The 19,915-nt window shown below is 75.1% G+C and carries 18 protein-coding genes; 14 read left to right on the top strand and 4 right to left on the bottom strand.

Going from position 1 to position 19,915, the window contains the following annotated elements; all coding sequences use genetic code 11:
- Positions 1–6 precede the first annotated feature (6 nt).
- The 8 genes from I4I81_RS15400 (at position 7) to I4I81_RS15365 (ending at position 5,902) form a co-directional block, all read left to right on the top strand.
- Positions 7–606, top strand: a complete 600-nt coding sequence (locus I4I81_RS15400; protein ID WP_218603723.1) for a DM13 domain-containing protein — start codon at positions 7–9, stop codon at positions 604–606.
- Positions 607–712: 106 nt separating this feature from the next.
- On the top strand, positions 713–1,123 hold the full coding sequence (gene ndk / locus I4I81_RS15395) for a nucleoside-diphosphate kinase (RefSeq protein WP_218603722.1): 411 nt from the start codon (positions 713–715) through the stop codon (positions 1,121–1,123).
- Positions 1,105–1,620, top strand: coding sequence for a GNAT family N-acetyltransferase (locus I4I81_RS15390; protein ID WP_218603721.1), 516 nt, complete (start codon positions 1,105–1,107; stop codon positions 1,618–1,620). The genes ndk and I4I81_RS15390 overlap by 19 nt, the downstream gene beginning before the upstream one ends.
- Positions 1,621–1,676: 56 nt before the next feature.
- A complete protein-coding gene (locus tag I4I81_RS15385; protein WP_218603720.1) occupies positions 1,677–2,462 on the top strand; it encodes an alpha/beta fold hydrolase in 786 nt (261 codons plus the stop codon).
- 50 nt (positions 2,463–2,512) lie between these two features.
- The gene (locus I4I81_RS15380) at positions 2,513–3,436 is read left to right on the top strand and encodes an ABC transporter ATP-binding protein (RefSeq protein ID WP_218603719.1); all 924 of its coding nucleotides are present in this window, start codon (positions 2,513–2,515) and stop codon (positions 3,434–3,436) included.
- Complete coding sequence (locus I4I81_RS15375; protein ID WP_218603718.1) at positions 3,436–4,254, top strand: ABC transporter permease; 819 nt, start codon at positions 3,436–3,438, stop codon at positions 4,252–4,254. Before I4I81_RS15380 ends, I4I81_RS15375 begins: the two co-directional genes overlap by 1 nt.
- Entirely contained in the window at positions 4,251–5,042 is a 792-nt protein-coding gene (locus I4I81_RS15370; protein ID WP_218603717.1) for an ABC transporter permease, read from the top strand. Before I4I81_RS15375 ends, I4I81_RS15370 begins: the two co-directional genes overlap by 4 nt.
- Before the next feature lie 68 nt (positions 5,043–5,110).
- Positions 5,111–5,902: a TspO-related membrane protein gene (locus I4I81_RS15365; protein WP_218616125.1), complete on the top strand. Its 792-nt coding sequence runs from the start codon at positions 5,111–5,113 to the stop codon at positions 5,900–5,902.
- A 31-nt stretch (positions 5,903–5,933) separates the two neighbouring features.
- On the opposite strand, the gene I4I81_RS15360 is transcribed toward I4I81_RS15365, so the two are convergent.
- The gene (locus tag I4I81_RS15360) at positions 5,934–8,054 is read right to left on the bottom strand and encodes a hypothetical protein (RefSeq protein ID WP_218616124.1); all 2,121 of its coding nucleotides are present in this window, start codon (positions 8,052–8,054) and stop codon (positions 5,934–5,936) included.
- 102 nt (positions 8,055–8,156) lie between these two features.
- Between I4I81_RS15360 and dapA the strand changes: the two genes are divergently transcribed.
- The gene (gene dapA / locus I4I81_RS15355) at positions 8,157–9,032 is read left to right on the top strand and encodes a 4-hydroxy-tetrahydrodipicolinate synthase (RefSeq protein WP_218604541.1); all 876 of its coding nucleotides are present in this window, start codon (positions 8,157–8,159) and stop codon (positions 9,030–9,032) included.
- Between the two features lie 224 nt (positions 9,033–9,256).
- Positions 9,257–9,859 (top strand): dihydrofolate reductase family protein, encoded by a 603-nt coding sequence (locus tag I4I81_RS15350; protein WP_218604542.1) that lies wholly within the window; start codon positions 9,257–9,259, stop codon positions 9,857–9,859.
- On the opposite strand, the gene I4I81_RS15345 is transcribed toward I4I81_RS15350, so the two are convergent.
- Genes I4I81_RS15345 through I4I81_RS15335 form a run of 3 tightly spaced genes read right to left on the bottom strand, consistent with a single transcriptional unit; the run spans position 9,838 to position 13,130 of the window.
- Positions 9,838–10,716, bottom strand: coding sequence for an alpha/beta fold hydrolase (locus I4I81_RS15345; RefSeq protein WP_218604543.1), 879 nt, complete (start codon positions 10,714–10,716; stop codon positions 9,838–9,840). The two genes, I4I81_RS15350 and I4I81_RS15345, sit on opposite strands and share 22 nt — an antisense overlap.
- A gap of 33 nt (positions 10,717–10,749) precedes the next feature.
- A complete protein-coding gene (locus I4I81_RS15340; protein WP_218604544.1) occupies positions 10,750–12,288 on the bottom strand; it encodes an AfsR/SARP family transcriptional regulator in 1,539 nt (512 codons plus the stop codon).
- A gap of 32 nt (positions 12,289–12,320) precedes the next feature.
- Entirely contained in the window at positions 12,321–13,130 is an 810-nt protein-coding gene (locus I4I81_RS15335; protein ID WP_218604545.1) for a class I SAM-dependent methyltransferase, read from the bottom strand.
- Positions 13,131–13,199: 69 nt separating this feature from the next.
- Here I4I81_RS15335 and I4I81_RS15330 point away from each other — a divergent pair, with 69 nt between their 5' ends.
- The 4 genes from I4I81_RS15330 to I4I81_RS15315 all read left to right on the top strand — a co-directional run bounded on the left by I4I81_RS15330 (position 13,200) and on the right by I4I81_RS15315 (position 19,899).
- A complete protein-coding gene (locus I4I81_RS15330; RefSeq protein WP_218604546.1) occupies positions 13,200–15,143 on the top strand; it encodes a TIGR03960 family B12-binding radical SAM protein in 1,944 nt (647 codons plus the stop codon).
- The gene (locus I4I81_RS15325) at positions 15,136–15,630 is read left to right on the top strand and encodes a GNAT family N-acetyltransferase (protein WP_218604547.1); all 495 of its coding nucleotides are present in this window, start codon (positions 15,136–15,138) and stop codon (positions 15,628–15,630) included. Before I4I81_RS15330 ends, I4I81_RS15325 begins: the two co-directional genes overlap by 8 nt.
- Positions 15,631–15,687: 57 nt before the next feature.
- Entirely contained in the window at positions 15,688–16,464 is a 777-nt protein-coding gene (locus I4I81_RS15320) for a TIGR03936 family radical SAM-associated protein (protein ID WP_218604548.1), read from the top strand.
- Positions 16,465–16,590: 126 nt separating this feature from the next.
- The gene (locus I4I81_RS15315; RefSeq protein WP_218616123.1) at positions 16,591–19,899 is read left to right on the top strand and encodes a translation initiation factor IF-2 N-terminal domain-containing protein; all 3,309 of its coding nucleotides are present in this window, start codon (positions 16,591–16,593) and stop codon (positions 19,897–19,899) included.
- Positions 19,900–19,915: the final 16 nt, after the last annotated feature.

Below are 19,915 nucleotides of genomic sequence, written 5' to 3'. Positions count from 1 at the left end.
CGTCGCGTGGCCCTCCTGCGTCGCCCCACCGTCCTCATCGGACTCTGCGTCGTCGCCGTACTCGTCGTCGTCGCCGTCTCGGTGTTCCAGCCGTGGAAGCTGTTCGTCGACCGGACGGTGGACGAGGCGGTGCCCACGGTGGCGGCCCCGGTCGCCGTCGCGGCGCCCGCCGACCCGGCCGGGCCCGTTGCGTCGGCCGGACCCGCTGCGCCGAGCGTGGCCCCCGCCGTCGAGCCGGTCGCGTCCGGGCCGGTCGAGCTGGCCCGCGGGGAACTGATCAGCCACGAGCACGCGAGCTCCGGGTCGGTGGTGGTGCTGGAGCTGCCCGACGGCTCGCGGGTGCTGCGGCTGGAGGACCTCGACACCAGCGACGGGCCGCTGCTGAAGGTGTGGCTCACCGATGCCCCGGTGCTCGAGGGACGGGCCGGCTGGCACGTCTTCGACGACGGCGCGTACGAGGACCTGGGTGAGCTGAAGGGCAACAGGGGCAGCTCGAACTACGCCGTCCCCGCCGAGGCGGACCTGGGCGACCTCACGAGCGTCAGCATCTGGTGCGACCGCTTCGACGTCTCCTTCGCCGCGGCCGAGCTGGTCCCGGCGACCTGACCCCACCGCACCGCCGTCGTGTCCTCCGCACCGCCGCCCGGACGGCGGTGCGGTCCCGGCGACGGCGGTGCGGTGGGGCCGTGGGGGCCTCGCTACCCTCGGCCGCGTGACTGAACGCACCCTGGTCCTCGTCAAGCCCGACGGCGTCTCGCGCAAGCTCATCGGGGAGGTCCTCGCCCGTATCGAGCGCAAGGGCCTCGACATCGTCGCCCTCGAGCTCCGCACCGTCGACCGCGAGACGGCCGCCCAGCACTACGCCGAGCACGACGGCAAGCCCTTCTTCGACTCGCTCCTGGAGTTCATCACCTCCGGCCCGGTGCTCTCCGCCGTGGTCGAGGGTCCGCGCGCCATCGCGGCGTGGCGTCAGCTCGCCGGCGGCACCGACCCCGTCGAGAAGGCCACGCCCGGCACCATCCGCGGCGACTTCGGCCTGGAGACCCAGTTCAACCTGGTGCACGGATCCGACTCGCCGGAGAGCTCGGCCCGCGAGATCAAGCTGTGGTTCCCGAACCTCTGATCGAGGTCGTCTCCCCCGCGCCGTCGGTGGCCGCGCTGCACCGCCTGTGGCTGGCGGTCAGCCGGGCCGGCGGCGCCGTCGCATTCCTGCCCGACTCGCCCGAGCGCGAGATCCTCGCGGCCGCGCAGGACGCCGTCGACGAGGTCGCCGCCGGGCGCCTGCACCTGCTCGCGATCACCGAGGGCGACGACCTCGTCGGCACGGTGTTCCTGCGACCCGGACCGGGTCCGCGGGTCGCGCACCGGGCCGAGGTGATCCGGCTGATGGTCGACCCGTCCCGGCAGGGCCGCGGCTGGGGCTCCGCGCTGCTGACCGCCGCCGTCGCGCACGCCCGCGCACTCGGCCTGGAGCAGCTGCTGCTCTCCGCCCGCGGCGGGACGCCCCTGCCCGCGTTCTACACCGCCCGCGGCTGGACCGCGGCCGGTGTCTGGCGGGGCGCCCTGCACCTGGGCCCGGACGATCGCCGCGACGAGCACTGGTTCCAGCTCGTCCTGTGAGTATCGGGCCGCCGGCGGGCCGCTCTGCCCGACGAGCCGTCACGGAGGAGTGCGCGATGTCGGAACTGCGCTACGTCGAGTCGGGGGACGGAACCGAGCTGGCCATCGAGCGGGTCACCGGCGGCCCCGAGGACCTGGTGCTGGTGCCGGGCGCGGTGAACGTCCGGCAGGCGTGGGCCGAGGTCGCGGCCCGGCTCGACGGGCGCTTCGCCTGCTGGCTGCTCGACCGCCGCGGCAAGGGGGACTCGGGCGACACGCTCCCGTACTCGCTGGGGCGGGAGGCCGACGACCTGGCCGCCGTCGCCGCGTCCTTCGGTGGGCCGGTCGGTTTCGCGGCCCACTCGTCGGGCGCGGTCTGCCTGCTGATCGCGGTGTCCCGCGGGATGCCGGTCACCCGGACGGTCCTCTACGAGCCGCCGTGGTCGGCCGTGGGCGTCCCCGATCCCGGGGTCGACGCGATCGAGGCGCTGATCGCCGCCGGTGACCGGGACGGCGCGCTGAGGTTCGCGCTGCGCGAGCTGGTGCAGATGCCGCCGGAGGCGATCGCGGGGCTGCGGGCCGGTCCGGCGTGGCCGCTGTGGCTCTCGCTGGTGCACACCTGGCCGCGCGAGATACGCGGGCTGCAGGCGATGTCCCCCGCCCTCGCCTGGGACACGGTCACCGCCCCGGTCCTGCTGCTCGACGGCGCGGTCTCCGGCCCGTCGCTGCGGGCCTCGACGGCCGCGGTGGCCGCGGCCCTGCCCCGCGCGACGGTCACCGTGCTGCCGGGGCAGGCGCACGCGGCCCTCGCCACGGCACCGGATCTCGTCGCGGGCGCCATCCTGTCCTTCGCCGACGGGTGACGCCGGAACATCCGAGCGTTCTGTCGGGGGTGCGGGTTACCGTCCCTCCCATGGGGGACGGACTGGTGCAGGCCAGGGGCCTGCGGAAGCGCTTCGGCGAGTTCGAGGCGGTGCGCGGCGTCGACGTCGACGTCGCGCCGGGGGAGGTGTTCGGCTTCCTCGGCCCCAACGGGGCGGGCAAGTCGTCCACGATGCGGATGATCGCGTGCGTGTCGCCGCGCACCGGCGGCACCCTGCAGGTGCTCGGCATGGACCCCGACGTCGACGGGCCGCGGATCCGCGCGCGCATCGGCGTCGTGCCGCAGCTCGACAACCTCGACGCGGAGCTGACGGTCCGGCAGAACCTGCAGGTCTACGGCCGCTACTTCGGGCTGTCGAAGGCGCACGTGCGCGAGAAGGCCACGGAGCTGATGGAGTTCGCGCAGCTCACCGACCGTGCCGACGATCCCGTCGAGCCGCTGTCGGGCGGGATGAAGCGCCGGCTCACCATCGCGCGCGCCCTGGTCAACGACCCGGAGCTGCTGCTGCTCGACGAGCCCACCACCGGGCTCGATCCGCAGGCCCGGCACCTGCTGTGGGAGCGGCTCTACCGGCTCAAGCGCGAGGGCGTCACGCAGATCATCACCACTCACTACATGGACGAGGCCGAGCAGCTGTGTGACCGGCTCGTCGTCATGGACGGCGGGGTGATCGCCGCGGAGGGCTCGCCCACGGAGCTGATCGCGCGGTACGCCACCCGCGATGTGCTGGAGCTGCGTTTCGCACCCGAGGACCGACCCCCGGCCGAGGCGTTCGCCCGGCTGGCCGACCGCGTCGAGGAGCTGCCCGACCGGCTCCTGCTCTACGCGGCCGACGGCGAGCACGTCCACACCGAGGTCGCCCGCGCCGGACACCGGCCGCTGTCGGCGCTCGTGCGGCGCTCCACGCTGGAGGACGTGTTCCTGCGGCTCACCGGCCGGACGCTGGTCGACTGATGGCCGCCACCTCCACCCTCGCGCCGTCCACCGGGTGCGCGCCGTCCCGCGTCGGGGGCGTGCTGCTCGTCGTCGAGCACTTCTGGATCTGGTACCGGCGCAACTGGCGGGCCACCGCGGTCTCCTCGATCCTGCAGCCGCTGCTGTTCCTGCTGGCGTTCGGCGTGGGTTTCGGGTCGCTGGTGGGCGACTCCGGGGCCACGGGCGGCGCGCCCTACCTCGTGTGGCTGGCCCCCGCGCTGCTGGCGGTGTCGGCGGTGCAGAGCGCGGCGTTCGAGTCGACGTACCCGGTGCTGTCCGGGTTCAAATGGCAGCGGGTCTACCACGCGATGGCGGCCGGGCCGATCACGCCGGGACAGGTCGCGCTGGGCCAGCTGTCGTGGACCACGGCGAAGATCACCGGGTCGGGCGCGGTCTACATCGGGATCATCGCCCTGTTCGGCGGCGTCGCTCGGCCCACCATCGTGCTGTCGCTGCTCGCCGCGGCGCTCACGGGTGCGGCGGTCGCGTCGCTGGTCACGGCGTTCGCGGCCACGGTCGAGAGCGAGGGCGCCGCGTTCAACTCGCTGTTCCGCTTCGTCGTCGTGCCGATGACGCTGTTCTCCGGCACGTTCTTCCCGGTCGACCGGTTGCCGGGCTGGGTCCAGCCGATCGCGTGGATCTCGCCGCTGTGGCACGGCACCGAGCTGGCCCGCGACGCCGCGCTCGGGGTGTGGCGCCCGCTCGCCGCGCTCGGCCACGTCGTGGTGCTCGTCGGGCTGCTCGCCCTGGGCACCGCGCTGTCGGTCCGCTTCTTCCGACGGAGGCTCGCGTTGTGATCGGCTTCCTCCCACGCGGCGGCTACGCCGGCCGGTCCCTGGTCCTGCTGGAGCGCTCCGCCCTGATCTCGCGCCGCGGCTGGCTGGTGTTCGTCTCCGGCTTCTTCGAGCCGGTGTTCTACCTGATCGCGATGGGTCAGGGCCTGGGCTCGCTGGTCGGCACGCTGCCCGGCCCCGACGGCGCGCCCATCAGCTACGCGGCGTTCATCGCGCCGGGGCTGCTGGCGGCGTCGGCGATGAACGGGGCGGTGTTCGACTCCACGTTCAACGTCTTCTTCAAGCTCAAGTACGCCAAGCTCTACGACGCGATGCTGGCCACGCCGCTCGGCCCCGTCGACATCGCGCTCGGCGAGATCGGCTGGGCGCTGATCCGCGGCGGGCTCTACGCGCTGGGCTTCCTGTCGGTGATGGCCGGGTTCGGCCTGCTCACGTCGCCGTGGGCGCTGCTCGCCCTGCCCGCGGCACTCATCGTGGCGTTCGCGTTCGCCGCGGTGGGGATGGCGGCCACGTCGTTCATGCGGTCCTGGCAGGACTTCGACCTCGTCACGCTCGCGATCCTGCCAATGTTCCTGTTCTCCACCACGTTCTTCCCGCTCTCGGTCTACCCGCCGGTGCTGCAGACGGTGGTGCAGTGCCTGCCGCTCTACCACGCCGTCGAGCTCATGCGCGGGCTCACGACGGGTGCGGTGCACGTCGGGATGCTGGGCAACCTGGCCTACTTCGCGGTGATGATCGTGCTGGGGGTGGCGGTCACGTCGCGGCGGTTGGACAGGCTGTTGTTGCGCTGATGTCGCAGGGTTGCAACCGTCGGGCGACTCGGGTGGCCCACGTCGGTCGCGGGGCAGATGATGTGCCCATGACCGTCACGTCCCGACGCTCCGCCACCGCCGACCTCGTCCGTGGATCCGCCGTCGCGGTGCTCGCGGTCGTCCAGATCGTCGTCTCCGGTCTCGGGGGCAGCGGGGCCGTGGGGGAGTCGGTCGGGGTGGTGGCGCGCGACTACGCGACGCCGCTGCTCGCCGCGGGTTGGGCGTTCGCGATCTGGGGCCCGATCTACGTCGGGTTCCTCGCCTACGCGGTCTACCAGCTGCTCCCGTCGCAGCGCGGCCGCGAGGTGCACCGCCGCACCGGGTGGTGGCTCGTCGCGTCGGCGGTGCTCAACCCCGCCTGGATCCTCGCGTTCGGGGCCCGGTGGGTGCCCGTCGCCGAGCTGTTCATCATCGGGCTGCTGGTCTGCCTCGCCACGGTGTTCGGGCGCCTGAGCCGCGAGCCGGCCACCGGCGTGCTGGAGCGGATCGTGTTCCGCGGGTCGATCGCCCTCTACACCGGCTGGGTGTCGCTGGCCACCGTGCTCGGCACCGCCTCCACCGGCGTGTGGGCGGGCCTCCCCGGCACCGGCGCGCTCCCCGCGATCGCCGCCGTCGTCGTCCTGCTCGCCGCGGCCGGGATCCTGATGTGGGTGGTCCTGTCGGGCACCGCGGTCGTCGGGTACGCCGTGGCCGCCGTGTGGGCCCTGGTCGGCATCGTGCTCGGCGACGCGCCCGTGGCCGTCGCGGGGGCCGGGGTGATCGCGATCCTCGCGGTGGTCGGGGCCACCGCCCGCCGCATCACGACCGCGGGCAACCCGATGCGCGCAGCGTTCGGCTGACCTGCGTCGGGATCGGTCCGCGCCGCCCGCGTCACGGCAGGTCGACCCGCAGCAGCACCCCGTCGACGGACTCGACGAGCCCGCCCTCCGCGGTGAACGGTGCGTCGAGCCGCGGGTCCTGCGCGACAACGGCGACGGCTCCGCTGTCGTCGATCCGCAGCACCACCCCGTCGCTCACGGCCACCGCCCGGCCGCCCGCGTCCAGACCGACCGCGGCCCGGCCCAGGGAGAGCTGCTCCGGTGGCACGCCCTTCGCGAGCTGCACCGCGACCGGGACGTCCGTCCGGGTCGGGGAGGCGACCACGGGTCCGAGCACGCGGTCACCGTCGAGGGCCATCAGCCGCCCGTCGGCCAGCACCCAGCCGCGGCCGTCGGCCCGCACCACGCCACCGGCGATCGCGCCGTCCACCACGCGGACCGCAGCGCCGCCGTCGATCCGGAAGGCCCCCACCGCGGTGGCCAGCAGCGGCGGACGCCCACCCAGATCGGGGACCAGTGCCGATCCCTCGCGCGCCGCCGGGTGCTCCACCGGCGCGGACCGCACCTGGTCCCCGCCGGGGAGCGCGTGCACCAGCGTCAGCAGGTCCTCGTCGGGGCCCGCGACCTCCAGCCACCACGCGCCGCCCCCGCCGTCCGGCCAGACCTGACCGAGGTACCCGTCGCGGCGCGGTCCGAGCGTCGTCGTCGCGCCGTCGGGGGAGACGACCGCGAGGTCACCACCGCCGATCCGCCCGCCCGCCCACCGCCCGTCGACGCCGAGGGGGACGCCGAGCTGGTCACCCCCGGTGTGCGCGACCGGTACGAGCGCGACGGGCGGGCCCACCGCGGGCGGGTCGGCGACGCAGCCGGTGGGGACGGGCGGGAGGTCGGCGAGCGCACCGGTGGCGTCCGGCAGTCGCCACAGCGCGTCGGCGGTGCCCAGGACGATCGCGCCGTCGGGCAGCGCCACCAGCGCGTACGGGATCCCCGGCAGCGGCGACGGCACCGCGCTCATGCCCCCGGCCGGGTCGATCCGCGCGAGCCACCCGTCGACGGCGAGCCAGATCCCGCCGTCGGCGTCGACGGTGATCGGGCCGGTGGAGGTCAGGACGCTGGAACGGGCGTCGCTGGTGAGCCCGCACGCCGGGTCGGCGGCCCCGGCCAGCACCTGCGCGGCGATCCCGGTCGAGGTCGGTGCGAGGCGCTCCAGGCGGCCGTCGGACAACCGCAGCGCGGTCCCACCGGCCGTCGGGCGCACGTCGCGGAGGTCGATGCCGTCGGTGTCGTCGGGGTCGCGGATCGTGACGACCGGCAGGTAGACCGCGGGGACCTCCTGCACCCCGCCGTACGCGGCGAGGTCGAATCGACGCACGGAGCCACGCGGGTCGGCGTCGGCGTGCAACCACACCGACCCGTCCGTGCCCACCCGGCTCACCGATCCGACGTCGTCCACGCGCACCCGGGTCGGGTCGCCGGGCGCCGTCCCGGTGACGAGCAGTGCGCCGCCGCCGACCAGGCGCGCGATCCGCCCGCCCGCGACGCCGAGCACCGCGTCCCCGTCGGTCCGGGCGACGACCCGGGCCCGTCCGGACGCGTCGGGGACGACGAGACCGTCGCCGCCGAACACCACGGGCACCCCGTCGAGCGCTCCCAGCCCGGAGCCCTGCTCGGACACCGACGCGGGCAGCACGGGTTCGCCGGAGCGCAGCGGACGGTCGGCGTCGAGCACGGCGATGCGCACGAACGGCCCGTCGACCATGCGCTCCGGGACCCGCGGCACTCCCGGGAGCACCGCGGTGCCGACGGCTGCGACGAGCGCGCACGCGAGCACCCCGCGACCGGGTGCGGGGACGGCGAGGGCGAGGGCGAGCACACCCAGCGCCGCCATCCCCGCGACCACCGGCCCCGGGACGGCGGTGACGCCCCACGCGGCCACCGTCACCGCGACGGCGCTCGCCGTCGCGGCACCGGAGGCGGCGAGCAGCGCCCGCCCCGCCGTGGACCGGAGACCGGCCGTCGCGGCGACGGCGAGCGCCACGACCACGACTGCCACCGGGGTGCCGACGACCTCCCAGCCCGCCCACGGCCCGGACCCGCGCCACCACGGCAGGGCGAGCGCGCCGGCGCCGATCAGGGAGAACGCCGCAGCGACGAGCACCCTGCGGTTGCTCACCGGGCACCCCCCTCGCGTCGGTACGGCGACGCAACGGCCGTCCTACCGGAGCTCGATCACGAGCGGGTAACGTCCCGGGCCTATCCATCCCCTGGAGGGCTGATGATCACCGGAAGCCTGGTCGCACTGGTCACCCCGATGCGGGAGGACGGCGCGGTCGACCACGAGGCGCTCGCGAAGGTCGTCGACCGCGCGATCGAGGGCGGCACCGCGGCCATCGTGTCGGTCGGGACGACCGGCGAGTCGGCCACGCTCGACGTCGCCGAGCACACCGACGTCATCCGCCGAACGATCGACGTGGCGGCGGGCCGCGTACCGGTGATCGCCGGCACCGGCGCCAACTCCACCGCGGAGGCGATCCACCTCACGGCCGCGGCGAAGCGGGCGGGGGCCGACGGGGCACTGCTCGTCACGCCGTACTACAACAAGCCGCCGCAGGAGGGCCTGTACCGGCACTTCCGGGCGATCGCCGAGGCCGTCGACATCCCGCAGTACCTCTACAACGTGCCCGGTCGCACGGCCGTCGACATGCTGCCGTCCACGGTGGAGCGGCTCGCCTCGGTGCACAACATCGTGGGGCTCAAGGAGGCGCTGGGCGATCTCGACCGCGTCCGCGACCTCGTCGCACTGGCGCTGCCCGACTTCGCCCTCTACTCCGGCGACGACGGCACGGCCCGCGCCAGCATCCTCGCCGGCTTCCACGGCGACATCTCGGTCACGGCCAACGTCGCGCCCGAGATGATGGCGCGGATGTGCGCGGCCGCGCTGGCCGGTGACGCGGAGCTCGCCGCGCTGATCGACGGCGACCTGGCCGCGCTGCACCGCGCCCTGTTCTCCGAGCCGAACCCGATCCCGGTCAAGTGGGCGCTGGCCGAGCTGGGGCTCATCCCGCCGGGCATCCGGCTGCCGCTGGTGCCGCTCGACGAGGTGCACCACGACGACGTGCGCGCGGCGCTGCGGTCGGCGGGGCTGCTCTAGTCGGTCCGGGATCTCCACGCGGAAGACCCCGCCGTCGCGGTCGGCGACCACCAGCCCGCCGTCGACGGCACCCGTCCGGTACCCGTCGATCTCCGCGAGCACCTCGGCCGACGTTGGTGGTGCACGGCGCGGCCCGCGGCGAACGTGTGTCCGGTGAGGGGCACCGCGGAGGCCGTCCGTCCCGACCGGCGATCAGTTCGGGCCACGACGGTCGTCCTCAGGGCGTGACTCGCATCGTCGCCGACATCTCGGTCTCCCTCGACGGTTTCGTGACCGGGCCCGATCCCGGCCCCGCCGACGGGCTGGGTGCAGGGGGCGAGGCCCTGCACACGTGGGCGTTCTCCGACGACCCCGACGACGCCCGGATCCTGCGCGAGGGCACCTCCCGATCGGGTGCCGTGATCCTCGGCCGCCGGTTGTTCGACGTCGTCGACGGGCCGCACGGGTGGAGCGAGGAGGTCGGATACGGCGCGCGGGAGGCCGCCGCACCGGCCTTCGTCGTCGTGACCGGCGCACCGCCGGAGTCGGTGCGGCTCACCGGACTGGACTGGACGTTCGTCACCACCGGCCTGCGCGACGCCGTGGCCGCGGCCCGGGAGCGCGCCGAGGCGGTGGACCTCGACGTCGTCCTCATGGGGGGCGGCGCGGTGGTCGGGTCGGCGCTGGCCGCGGGCCTGGTCGACGAGCTCATCCTGCACCTCGCCCCCGTCGTGCTGGGTACGGGGACGCCGCTGTTCACCGGCGGTGGATCGTGCGCGCTGGTGCAGCGCAGCGTCGTCGCGACCGCGAACGCGACGCACCTGACCTACGACGTCGTCCGGTCCTGAGCGCGCGCCGCGGTGCGGGCGATACCGTCGATCACCGTCGGCCACACCCACCGGGCCAGGTCGTGGCCCATCCCCGGCACCTCGAGTAGCTCGGCTCCCGGGATCGCCGCGGCGGTCGCACGCCCGCCGGAGGGCACGATGACCTTGTCGCGCTCGCCGTGCAGCACGAGTGCGGGCATGGTCAGCCCGCTGAGGTCGGCGGTGCGGTCGCGCTCGCCGACGCACGCCGCGAGCTGGCGGCTGCTGCCGTCCCCGACCTCCCGGGACATGGAGCGGCGCATCGTCACGCGCACGTCCTCGTCGTCCTGCCCGGTGCGGTCGGCGGACCCGATCCGGCGGAACGCCGCCACCATCGCCTCGACGGGGTCGGCCGACGGTGGGCGGAGGAAGTCGGGGATGCGCGTCCAGTGGACTCTGCCGGTGCGTCCGTCACCGGGCCGCCCCATGATCGAGACGAGGGAGCGGGTGAGGTGCGGGTGCCGGATCGCGACCTCCTGCGCCACCATCGACCCCAGCGACGCCCCGACGACGTGCGCGCCCCGCGGGTCGAGGTGTGCGATGAGGCCCGCGGCGTCGTCGGCCATGTCGCCGAGCGTGTAGACGGGCGTGGCGCGACGGCGCAGGAACTCCCACGCGGTGATGCCGGGGCCGCGGACGTGGGTGGAGCGGCCGACGTCGCGGTTGTCGAAGCGGACGACGTGGAAGCCGCGGGCGGCGAGATCCGAACAGAAGTCGTCGCGCCACCAGTCCATCGACAGGTTCAGGCCCATGATCAGCAGGACGGTGGGGTGCTCGGGGTCGCCCAGGGACTCGTAGCAGAGCTCGATGTCCCCGACCCGCACGAATCGCTCGTTCATCGCGCGGACGTTCGACGCCGGGTCCGCGCCGGTTCAGGTCCGCAGCAGCGCCGGGTTGTCGTAGCGCCCGGCCCGCGCCCGCTGCTCACGGACGGCGTCCGGGTCGCCCAGCCGGGCCCGGTGCCGCGCTGCGCGGACGGCGAACTCGCCCAGCCCGGCCCGGTCGGCGCGGTCGGCCAGCACGTGGCACTCCGCGACGGCCGCGGGCTCGTCGAACGACGCCGTGACCGCGCACAGGGTGTCGCGCACGTGCAGCTCGATCCAGCAGCACACGTCGGCGTCGGCGACGAGGGTGTCGCAGGTGGAGCGCAGCGCGGCGGCGGCACCGGCGGGGTCGCCGAGCCGGGCCCGGGCCGAGGCCAGGCCGCGCCCGGTGAGCGCGACCCAGCAGGCGTCGTCGAGGACCTCGGCCAGGGTGCGGGCGTCGGCGAACACCGTCGCGGCGTCGGCGGCGCGGCCCGCCCGCAGCAGCACCTCGCCGTGCAGGAACTCCACCCACGGGCGCATCGGGGTCCAGCCGAGCTCGGCCACGAGCGCGCGGGCCCGGTCGATGTCGGACCCGGCCTGCTCGTCCTCGTCGCGCTGCAGCCGGGCCCGGCCGCGCATGGCGAGCGCCGCCGCGGTGGCGCGGGGCCGGTCGGCGGCTTCGCCGAGCGCGACGGCCCGGTCCAGCTCCCGCACCGCCCCGCCCGAGGCGAGCGTGTCGACGAGGGCGAACCCGCGCCCGTAGGCCACCCCGGCCTCCTGCTCCGGACGCCCCTCCGCCGCGGCGTCGGCCCGGGCGAGCTGCACCAGCGCCCCCGCCTGGTCGCCGGTCGCGGTGGCCACGAACCCCAGCTCGCGACGGGCGAGCGCGGCGACGTCGGCCAGGCCCTCCCGGGTGGCGAGGCGGTCGGCCTCGCGCAGGGCGGCGGCCGCGCCGCGGTCGGTGCTGGCGACCGCGTGCACGACGCCGCGGCCGTAGTGGGCCAGCGCCTGCGCGAGCACGGCGTCGTCGCCGAGCGCCCGGGCCCGGCGCACCGCCCCGGCGAGGATCGCGGTGCCGTCGCGGGCCGCGCCCGCGTCCATCACCTGCTCGCCCACCCGGACCAGGTCGCGGACGGCGCCCCGGCCGGCGGGGGAGAACGACCGGGTGCGCTGCGCGCGTTGCACCCGTGCCCCGGCCGCGGCGAGATCGAGGCGACGGCCGTGCAGCCACGCCGCGAACTCCGGCACGTCCGGCTCGGCGCCCTCCAGCAGCGGCAGCGTCGCCTCGGCGAGCGGCCACGCGGTGGGGGTGCGGCCGGCGAGCACGTCGAGGACGTCGACGTGCACGCCGTCGGCCACGTCCCAGGTCAGCGGGTCGCCGCCGAGGCGCACCGCGTCCCCGAGGGCGCGCCGGGCCTGGCTGAGCGTCCAGCGCAGCGCCGCCTGGGGGTCGACGGCGTCGGGGAACAGCAGGTCGATCACGCGGCTGCGCGGGACCGGACCGGTGGAGCACAGCAGCAGTGCGACGAGCGCCCAGGGCTTGCGGCCGCGCGGCAGCGTCGCGCCCCCCAGCTGGGGCGGCCCCAGCAGCCGCACGACCGTCATGGCCCCATCCTCCCGCGAACCCTCCGCCGCCGTCAGGTCCGAACGGCTGTGACCAGCAGATACTCCGTCTCCCACGCACCGTCCGTGCGCGTCTGTTCGAGCATCCGGAGGAACGCGGCGTCCAGCTCGGCGGCCCGGTCGACGTCCAGGCCGCGGTACACCGCGATCGTCGGGCCGTAGTTGGCCTTCCACCACTCGCGGAAGGCCACCGGGGAGTCGGCGACGGCGAACGTCGTGGTCCGCCGCTGCGCCCGCAGCTCGCGCACCCCGTCGCCGAACAGTCCCCGGAGGTGCTCCTCGTCGCCCCACAGCGGCGCGGGCGAGGCACCGGGCGGGGGCGCGGGGGCGAACGGCTTCATCGTCGCGAACAGGCGTCCGACGAAGCCCTCCGGCGTCCAGCTGAGCAGCCCGATCGTGCCGCCGGGCCGGCACACGCGCAGCAGCTCGGCCGCCGACCGGTCGTGGAACGGCGCGAACATGACACCGACGCAGGACAGCACGGTGTCGAACTCGCCGGTCTCGAACGGCAGCGCGTGGGCGTCGGCCTCGACCCACTGCAGGTGTGCCCCGCGGGCCGTGGCGATCACCTCGCCCGCGGTCAGCAGCTCCGGGGTCAGGTCGGAGGCGACGACGTCCGCGCCGGTCAGCGCGGCGGGGATCGCGGCGTTGCCGGTGCCCGCGCCGACGTCGAGGACGCGCTGTCCCGCCGTGACGCCGGCGAACTCGACGAGCGTGGCCCCGAGGTCGGGGATGAGGTCGGCGGCGACGGTCGGATAGTCGCCGGACGCCCAGAGGGCGCGGTGCTTCGTGCCGATGGCGGAGAGGTCCGTTGCTGTGGTCACGGCGCCACCGTGGCGGCCGCGCGTGTGCGGGAGCGTGTGCGTCGGGAACGGGGGCTACCCTGGGGCAGCGTGACTGCCGCGTCCGTGTTCCCTGACCTCGAAGCGCTGCTCCCGCGCGTCTCCAAGCCCGTCCAGTACGTGGGCGGTGAGCTGAACGCGCAGCTCAAGGACTGGGACGCGGCCGACGTCCGGTGGGCGCTCATGTATCCCGACGCGTACGAGGTGGGGCTGCCGAACCAGGGCGTCCAGATCCTCTACGAGGTCCTCAACGAGCGTGCCGACGCCCTGGCCGAGCGCTGCTACTCGGTGTGGCCCGACCTCGAGGCCCTCATGCGCGAGCACGGCGTGCCCGCGTTCACCGTCGACGGCCACCGCCCGCTCGGGGCGTTCGACCTGCTCGGCATCAGCTTCTCCACCGAGCTGGGCTACACGAACCTGCTCACCTCCCTCGACCTCGCCGGCATCCCGCTGCACGCCGCCGACCGGTCCGTCGACCACCCCGTGGTCGTCGCGGGCGGGCACGCCGCGTTCAACCCGGAGCCGATCTCGCGCTTCGTCGACGTCGCGGCGATCGGCGACGGCGAGGAGGTCGTCGGCGACATCACCGACGTCGTGCGGGAGTGGAAGGCCGAGGGTCGTCCCGGCGGACGGCGCGAGCTGCTGCTGCGCCTCGCGGCCACCGACGGCTGCTACGTGCCCTCGCTGTACGAGGTCGGCTACGGTGAGGACGGCGCGATCGCGTCGGTCACGCCCGTCGAGGACCGCGTGCCGCGCACCGTCACCAAGCGCACCACCACCGAGCTCGACGAGTGGCCCTACCCGAAGGCGCCGCTGGTGCCGCTGGCCGAGACCGTGCACGAGCGCGCGTCGGTCGAGATCTTCCGCGGCTGCACCCGCGGCTGCCGCTTCTGCCAGGCCGGGATGATCACCCGGCCGGTGCGGGAGCGGTCGCTGGAGGGCATCGGCAAGATGGTCGACGCGTCCGTCCGCGCCACCGGGTTCGACGAGGTCGGGCTGCTGTCCCTGAGCTCGGCCGACCACTCCGAGATCGCCGAGATCACCAAGGGCCTTGCCGACCGGTACGAGGGCACCAACACGTCGCTGTCGCTCCCGTCGACGCGGGTCGACGCCTTCAACATCGACCTCGCCAACGAGATCAGCCGCAACGGCCGCCGCTCCGGGCTGACGTTCGCCCCCGAGGGCGGCTCCGAGCGGATCCGTCGCGTGATCAACAAGATGGTGTCGGAGGAGGACCTCATCCGCACCGTCTCGGAGGCCTTCGCGCAGGGCTGGCGCCAGGTGAAGCTGTACTTCATGTGCGGGCTGCCCACCGAGGAGGACGAGGACGTCCTGGAGATCGCGGGCATGGCGCACCGCGTGATCAAGGCCGGGCGCATCGCGTCGGGGCGCAACGACGTCCGCTGCACGATCTCCATCGGCGGGTTCGTCCCCAAGCCGCACACCCCGTTCCAGTGGGCCGCGCAGGCCCACCCCGACGTCGTCGACGACCGGCTGCGCAAGCTCCGCGCCGCCGTCAACAGCGACCGCAAGCTCGGCCGCAACATCGGCATGCGCTACCACGACGGGCAGCCGTCGCTGGTGGAAGGGCTGCTGGCCCGCGGCGACCGGCGCGTCGGTGCCGTCATCGAGCGGGTGTGGCGCGAGGGCGGCCGGTTCGACGGCTGGAGCGAGCACTTCTCCTACGAGCGCTGGATGACCGCGGCCGCGGCCGAGCTGGAGCCTCTCGGCGTATCCGTCGACTGGTACACCACGCGCGAGCGCGGCCAGGCCGAGATCCTGCCGTGGGACCACCTCGACTCCGGCCTGGAGCGCGACTGGCTCTGGGACGACTGGCAGGACGCGCTGTCCGGCCGCGAGCAGGACGACTGCCGGTGGACGCCGTGCTTCGACTGCGGCGTCTGCCCGTCGACGGGTACCGACATCGAGGTGGGCCCCAGCGGCACCACCCTGCTGCCGCTGACCGTGGTCAATCCTCTGACGCAGAGTGGCTGACGGCCCCGCCTTCACCGTCCGTGTCGCCGACGAGCGCGACCTCGACGCACTCGCCCGGCTGCGGCGCGCGTGGCTCGAGGAGCGGGCCGGCCGCCCGGTCGACGACCCGGGGTTCGAGGCCTCGTTCGCGCAATGGTGGCGTTCGGAGCTGTCGCGGCGCACGTTCTGGCTCGCCGAGGTCGGCACCGAGCGGGCCGGGTTCACCGCTGTGGGCTCGCTCAACGTCGTCGAGATCGCGCACATGCCGCGGCCCGGGGCGCGCGGGGGAGCGATCGGGCACGTCGGCAACGCCTTCGTGATCGCCGCGTGGGCCGACCGCGGGGTGCCGCGCGCCCTGCTCAGCCACGCCGTCGCGCACGCCCGCGAGCGCCGATACCGGCGGCTGGTGCTCGCCCCGACGCCGGGCAGCGCGCCGTTCTACCGGCGGGCCGGGTTCGGGCCGGCCGGGGAGTCGCTCCTCGTCATGGACCCGGCCGTCCCGGCCTGACGACCCGACCCTCCCCGCGCCCGGCCGGCCGGCCGGCGGCTGACCTATCCTCGGCCGATGGCCCGAGTGAAGGCGGGGGAGGCGGCGAACCCGGCCCCTCCCACGGTGCAGCGGATCCGTGTCCGGTTCGCCAAGCGTGGGCGGCTGCGGTTCCTCTCGCACCGCGACGTCGCGCGCAGCGTCGAGCGGGCCGTCCGCCGGGCCGGGGTCCCGGTCGCGCACTCGCACGGCTTCAGCCCGCACCCCCGCCTGTCCTGGGTCGGCGCGGCCCCGACCGGCACGGCGAGCGAGGCCGAGTACTTCGAGGTCGGCCTGACCACGCCCGTGGAGCCGTCCGCGCTGGTCAGCGCGCTGGATTCGGCCCTCCCGGACGGCATCGACATCCTCGACGCCGTCGTCGCCGAGGCCCCGTCGCTGGCCGACCGGATCGACGCGAGCCGCTGGGTCGTCGAGCTGCCCGGGGTGGCGGTCACCGAGCTGAGCGCGGCCGTCGAGGCGCTGCTCGCCCTGGAGACCCTGGTCCTCGACCGCGTGATGCCCTCGGGCCGTCGCCAGATCGACGTCCGGGCCGCGGTGGCCTCGGCCACCGTGACCGCGGCGGACTCCCGCGCGAGTCACACGTCCGACGGGGGAGTCTGTGCGATACTGACCGCGGTCGTGCGGCAGACGACACCCGCCGTTCGACCCGATGACGTGTTGGGTGCACTCGACGTTGTCGCAGGCCTCAGGCCTCCGGTGCCCCCCAAGGCGACCAGGATGGCTCAGGGACTGCTCGACGACCGGGGTGAGCTCGCCGATCCGCTCGGACCGCCCCGGGTCACCACCCAGGTCTGAGCGGTACGGACGCCCACGTCGTCGAGCAGACCAGGATTGCTGCCCGCGCACCGCGCGGGGAGAGACGTACGTGGCCCCTGAGCGGCCGCCTTCCTCACCGGAGGCGCCCGGGGGCGAAGGAGTTCGATGTCTGACATCGCCACACCCGAACTGCCCGACAAGATGCGGGTGCACGCGCTCGCCCGGCTGCTGGGACGCACCAGCAGGGAGGTGCTGGCCGCACTCGCCGCCCTCGACATCGCAGCCCGCAGTCCGCAGTCCAGCATCGACCGCAAGGCCGCGGAGCTGGTGGTCTCTGCGCTGCAGGGCGACGCGGCGCCCGGGGCTCCCGTCGAGGAGCCCGCTCCTGCCGAGGAGCCCGCTCCTGTCGAGGAGCCGGCCGCGGTCGACGCCGCTCCGGTCGACGCGCCCGCACCCCGCACCCGGCGGCGTCGGGCGACCCGCGCCGCCGCGCCGGCCGGTGCCGCTCCCGTCGAGACGGCCCCCGCGGCCCCCTCTGCTCCGGCCGAGGCCGCTGCTCCCACCGCCGCTGCTCCCACCGCCGCTGCTCCGGCCGCTGCGACTGCGGCCGAGCCGGTCTCCGACCTGGCCGCCGCCGTGGCCGCCGCCGACCTCGCCGCCCCCGAGCTCCCCATCTCGTTCGGCTCCGAGCGCTCCGCCCGGTCCGCCGACGCCCCGCTGGCCCCACTGTTCGCGCCGCCCGCGCCGCTGTTCCAGGCCCCCACCCGTCCCGCCCGCGGTCGCCGCCGCGCGGCCGAGGTCGAGGAGCCCGCCGCCGAGGAGGCGGCCGAGGCCGCGGCACCGGTCGAGCCGGTCACCGCCGAGCCCGACACCACCGCTCCGGGGGCGACCGAGGCCCCGACCGGCGGGCCCGACACCGACGGCTCCGACGACTCCGACGACGACGGGTCGCGCCGCCGCCGTCGCCGCGGGCGTCGCGGCCGCGGGCGTGGCCGCGGGGCCGACGACGACTCCGACGACGAGACCACCGATTCCTCGGACGGCACCGACTCCTCGGACGGCACCGACTCCTCGGACGGCACCGACGACTCCGGGGCCGGCGACTCCGACGAGCCCGACGCGCCCGGTGACGACGCCGCCACCGAGGACGGCGACGCCGCGGAGTCCGGTTCCGACGAGGAGTCCGGCGACGAGGAGAGCTCCGGCTCGCGCCGCCGCCGTCGGCGCCGCCGCCGCGGGTCGAGCGACGAGGCGGGCGACGAGTCCGACCCGCCCGGCACCGTCACCCGCATCCGCGCCCCGCGCGAGCGCTCCGAGCGGTCGTCGGACGACTCCGACGGCGACGGCGTGCAGGGCGTCCGCGGGTCGACCCGCCTGGAGGCCAAGCGCCAGCGCCGCCGCGACGGCCGCGACGCCGGTCGCCGCCGCGTCCCGATCCTGTCCGAGGCCGAGTTCCTGGCCCGCCGCGAGGCCGTCGACCGCGTGATGGTGGCCCGCGAGCGCGGCGACCGCGTCGAGATCGGGGTGCTGGAGGACGACGTCCTCGTCGAGCACTTCGTCGCCGACGGCACCGGGCGTGACGGCGGCACCGGCCGATCGATGGTCGGCAACATCTACCTCGGGCGCGTGCAGAACGTGCTGCCGTCGATGGAGGCCGCGTTCGTCGACATCGGCCGCGGCCGCAACGCCGTGCTCTACGCCGGTGAGGTCGACTGGGACGCCGCCGGTCTCGGCGGCAAGGCCCGGAAGATCGAGCAGGCACTGCACAGCGGCGACCCGGTACTGGTGCAGGTCACCAAGGACCCGGTCGGGCACAAGGGCGCCCGGCTCACCACGCAGATCAGCCTGGCCGGCCGGTTCCTCGTCTACGTCCCGAGCGGCGGCGCGGCCGGGATCAGCCGCAAGCTGCCCGACGTCGAACGCAAGCGGCTCAAGGACATGCTCAAGGAGATCGTCCCCAGCGAGGCAGGGGTGATCATCCGCACCGCGTCCGAGGGCGTCAGCCACGAGGCGCTGGAGCGCGACGTCCGCCGCCTGCAGGCGCAGTGGGAGGTCATCGACGCCAAGGCGAAGGCCACCGGCCCGAGCAAGCCGAAGGCGCCGGTGCTGCTCTACGAGGAGCCCGACCTGCTGATCAAGGTCGTGCGCGACCAGTTCAACGAGGACTTCTCCAAGCTCGTCATCCAGGGCGACGACGCCTGGGACACGCTGCACAACTACATCGGCCACGTCGCGCCCGAGCTGGTCGACCGGATGCACCGGCACGTCGGCACGAAGGACGCGTTCGCCGAGTACCGCATCGACGAGCAGCTGCTCAAGGCCCTCGACCGCAAGGTGTGGCTGCCCTCGGGCGGCACGCTGGTGATCGACCGCACCGAAGCCATGACGGTCATCGACGTCAACACCGGCAAGTACACCGGCTCCGGGGGCAACCTGGAGGAGACGGTCACCCGCAACAACCTGGAGTCGGCCGAGGAGATCGTGCGCCAACTCCGGCTGCGCGACATCGGCGGCATCATCGTCATCGACTTCATCGACATGGTGCTCGAGGCCAACCGTGACCTCGTGCTGCGCCGCCTCACCGAGTGCCTCTCCCGCGACCGCACGAGGCACCAGGTCGCCGAGGTCACCTCGCTCGGCCTGGTGCAGATGACGCGCAAGCGGGTCGGTGGCGGGCTGCTGGAGCACTTCTCCACCACCTGCGAGCACTGCCGTGGCCGGGGCGTCCTCGTCGACGCCGACCCGGTGCCGGAGAAGCAGCCCGACGCCGGACGCGACCAGGCCCGTCCCGGCGAGGGCTCCGGCCGTCGTACGCGCGGGGGGCGTGGCCGGCGCGACGGCGAGGACCGCAACGGGTCCGAGCGCAACGGCTCGGACCGCAACGGCTCGGACCGCAACGGGCACGCCGCCGACCAGGGCGACGATCGCAACGGACACAGCCACGCGGAGACCGTCGAGGTCGCCGGGACGGCCGCCGCCGTCGACGTGGGTGCGCCCGCGGTCGTCCCCGACGTCCGGCCCGACGCGACCGGTGTGGTCGTCGGAGGGGTCGAGGACGCCGTCGAGGAGGCCGTCGTCGAGCGGGAGGCGGCGCGGGTCCGGGCGGTCGACCAGCCCGTCCTCACCGACGTCGACCCCGGCGTCGGTGGCGACGGCAACGGTCACCAGGCCCGCCCGGCCCGCCGCCGCGGACGCGTCACCCGCACCGCGGGGGCGCCCACGGCGACCGAGGGCGACACCCCGGTCGCGGCGGTCCTCACCGTGCCCGAGGTCGCGGCCCCGACGGTCGCTGACCCCGCTGTCGCGACCCCCGTCGTGGAGCCGGCAGCGGCCGCGGTGCCCCCGCAGCCCGAGCCGGCCCCCGCCGTCACCCGGGTGCGCCGCACCCGGCGCGCGGCGTCGCGGCCGGCGGGCCCACCGCCCGCCGTCGACGCCTCGGCCGACCCCTCGACCGGCGGGGGAGACCCGGTTTGACCCCCGCTCCGGCCCT

The sequence above is a fragment of the Pseudonocardia abyssalis genome, from assembly GCF_019263705.2.
Taxonomy (GTDB): Bacteria; Actinomycetota; Actinomycetes; order Mycobacteriales; family Pseudonocardiaceae; genus Pseudonocardia; species Pseudonocardia abyssalis.
The sequence above is the reverse complement of the archived record's forward strand: the minus strand, read 5'-3'. Positions and strand labels throughout refer to the sequence as shown.

Bases quoted from the DNA above. Each gene is read 5' to 3' on its own strand.
- I4I81_RS15385 (WP_218603720.1), top strand. From the start codon at position 1,677: ATGTCGGAACTGCGCTACGTCGAGTCGGGGGACGGAACCGAGCTGGCC.
- I4I81_RS15380 (WP_218603719.1), top strand. From the start codon at position 2,513: ATGGGGGACGGACTGGTGCAGGCCAGGGGCCTGCGGAAGCGCTTCGGC.
- I4I81_RS15375 (WP_218603718.1), top strand. From the start codon at position 3,436: ATGGCCGCCACCTCCACCCTCGCGCCGTCCACCGGGTGCGCGCCGTCC.
- I4I81_RS15365 (WP_218616125.1), top strand. From the start codon at position 5,111: ATGACCGTCACGTCCCGACGCTCCGCCACCGCCGACCTCGTCCGTGGA.
- dapA (WP_218604541.1), top strand. From the start codon at position 8,157: ATGATCACCGGAAGCCTGGTCGCACTGGTCACCCCGATGCGGGAGGAC.
- I4I81_RS15345 (WP_218604543.1), bottom strand. From the start codon at position 10,716: ATGAACGAGCGATTCGTGCGGGTCGGGGACATCGAGCTCTGCTACGAG.
- I4I81_RS15340 (WP_218604544.1), bottom strand. From the start codon at position 12,288: ATGACGGTCGTGCGGCTGCTGGGGCCGCCCCAGCTGGGGGGCGCGACG.
- I4I81_RS15320 (WP_218604548.1), top strand. From the start codon at position 15,688: ATGGCCCGAGTGAAGGCGGGGGAGGCGGCGAACCCGGCCCCTCCCACG.
- I4I81_RS15315 (WP_218616123.1), top strand. From the start codon at position 16,591: ATGTCTGACATCGCCACACCCGAACTGCCCGACAAGATGCGGGTGCAC.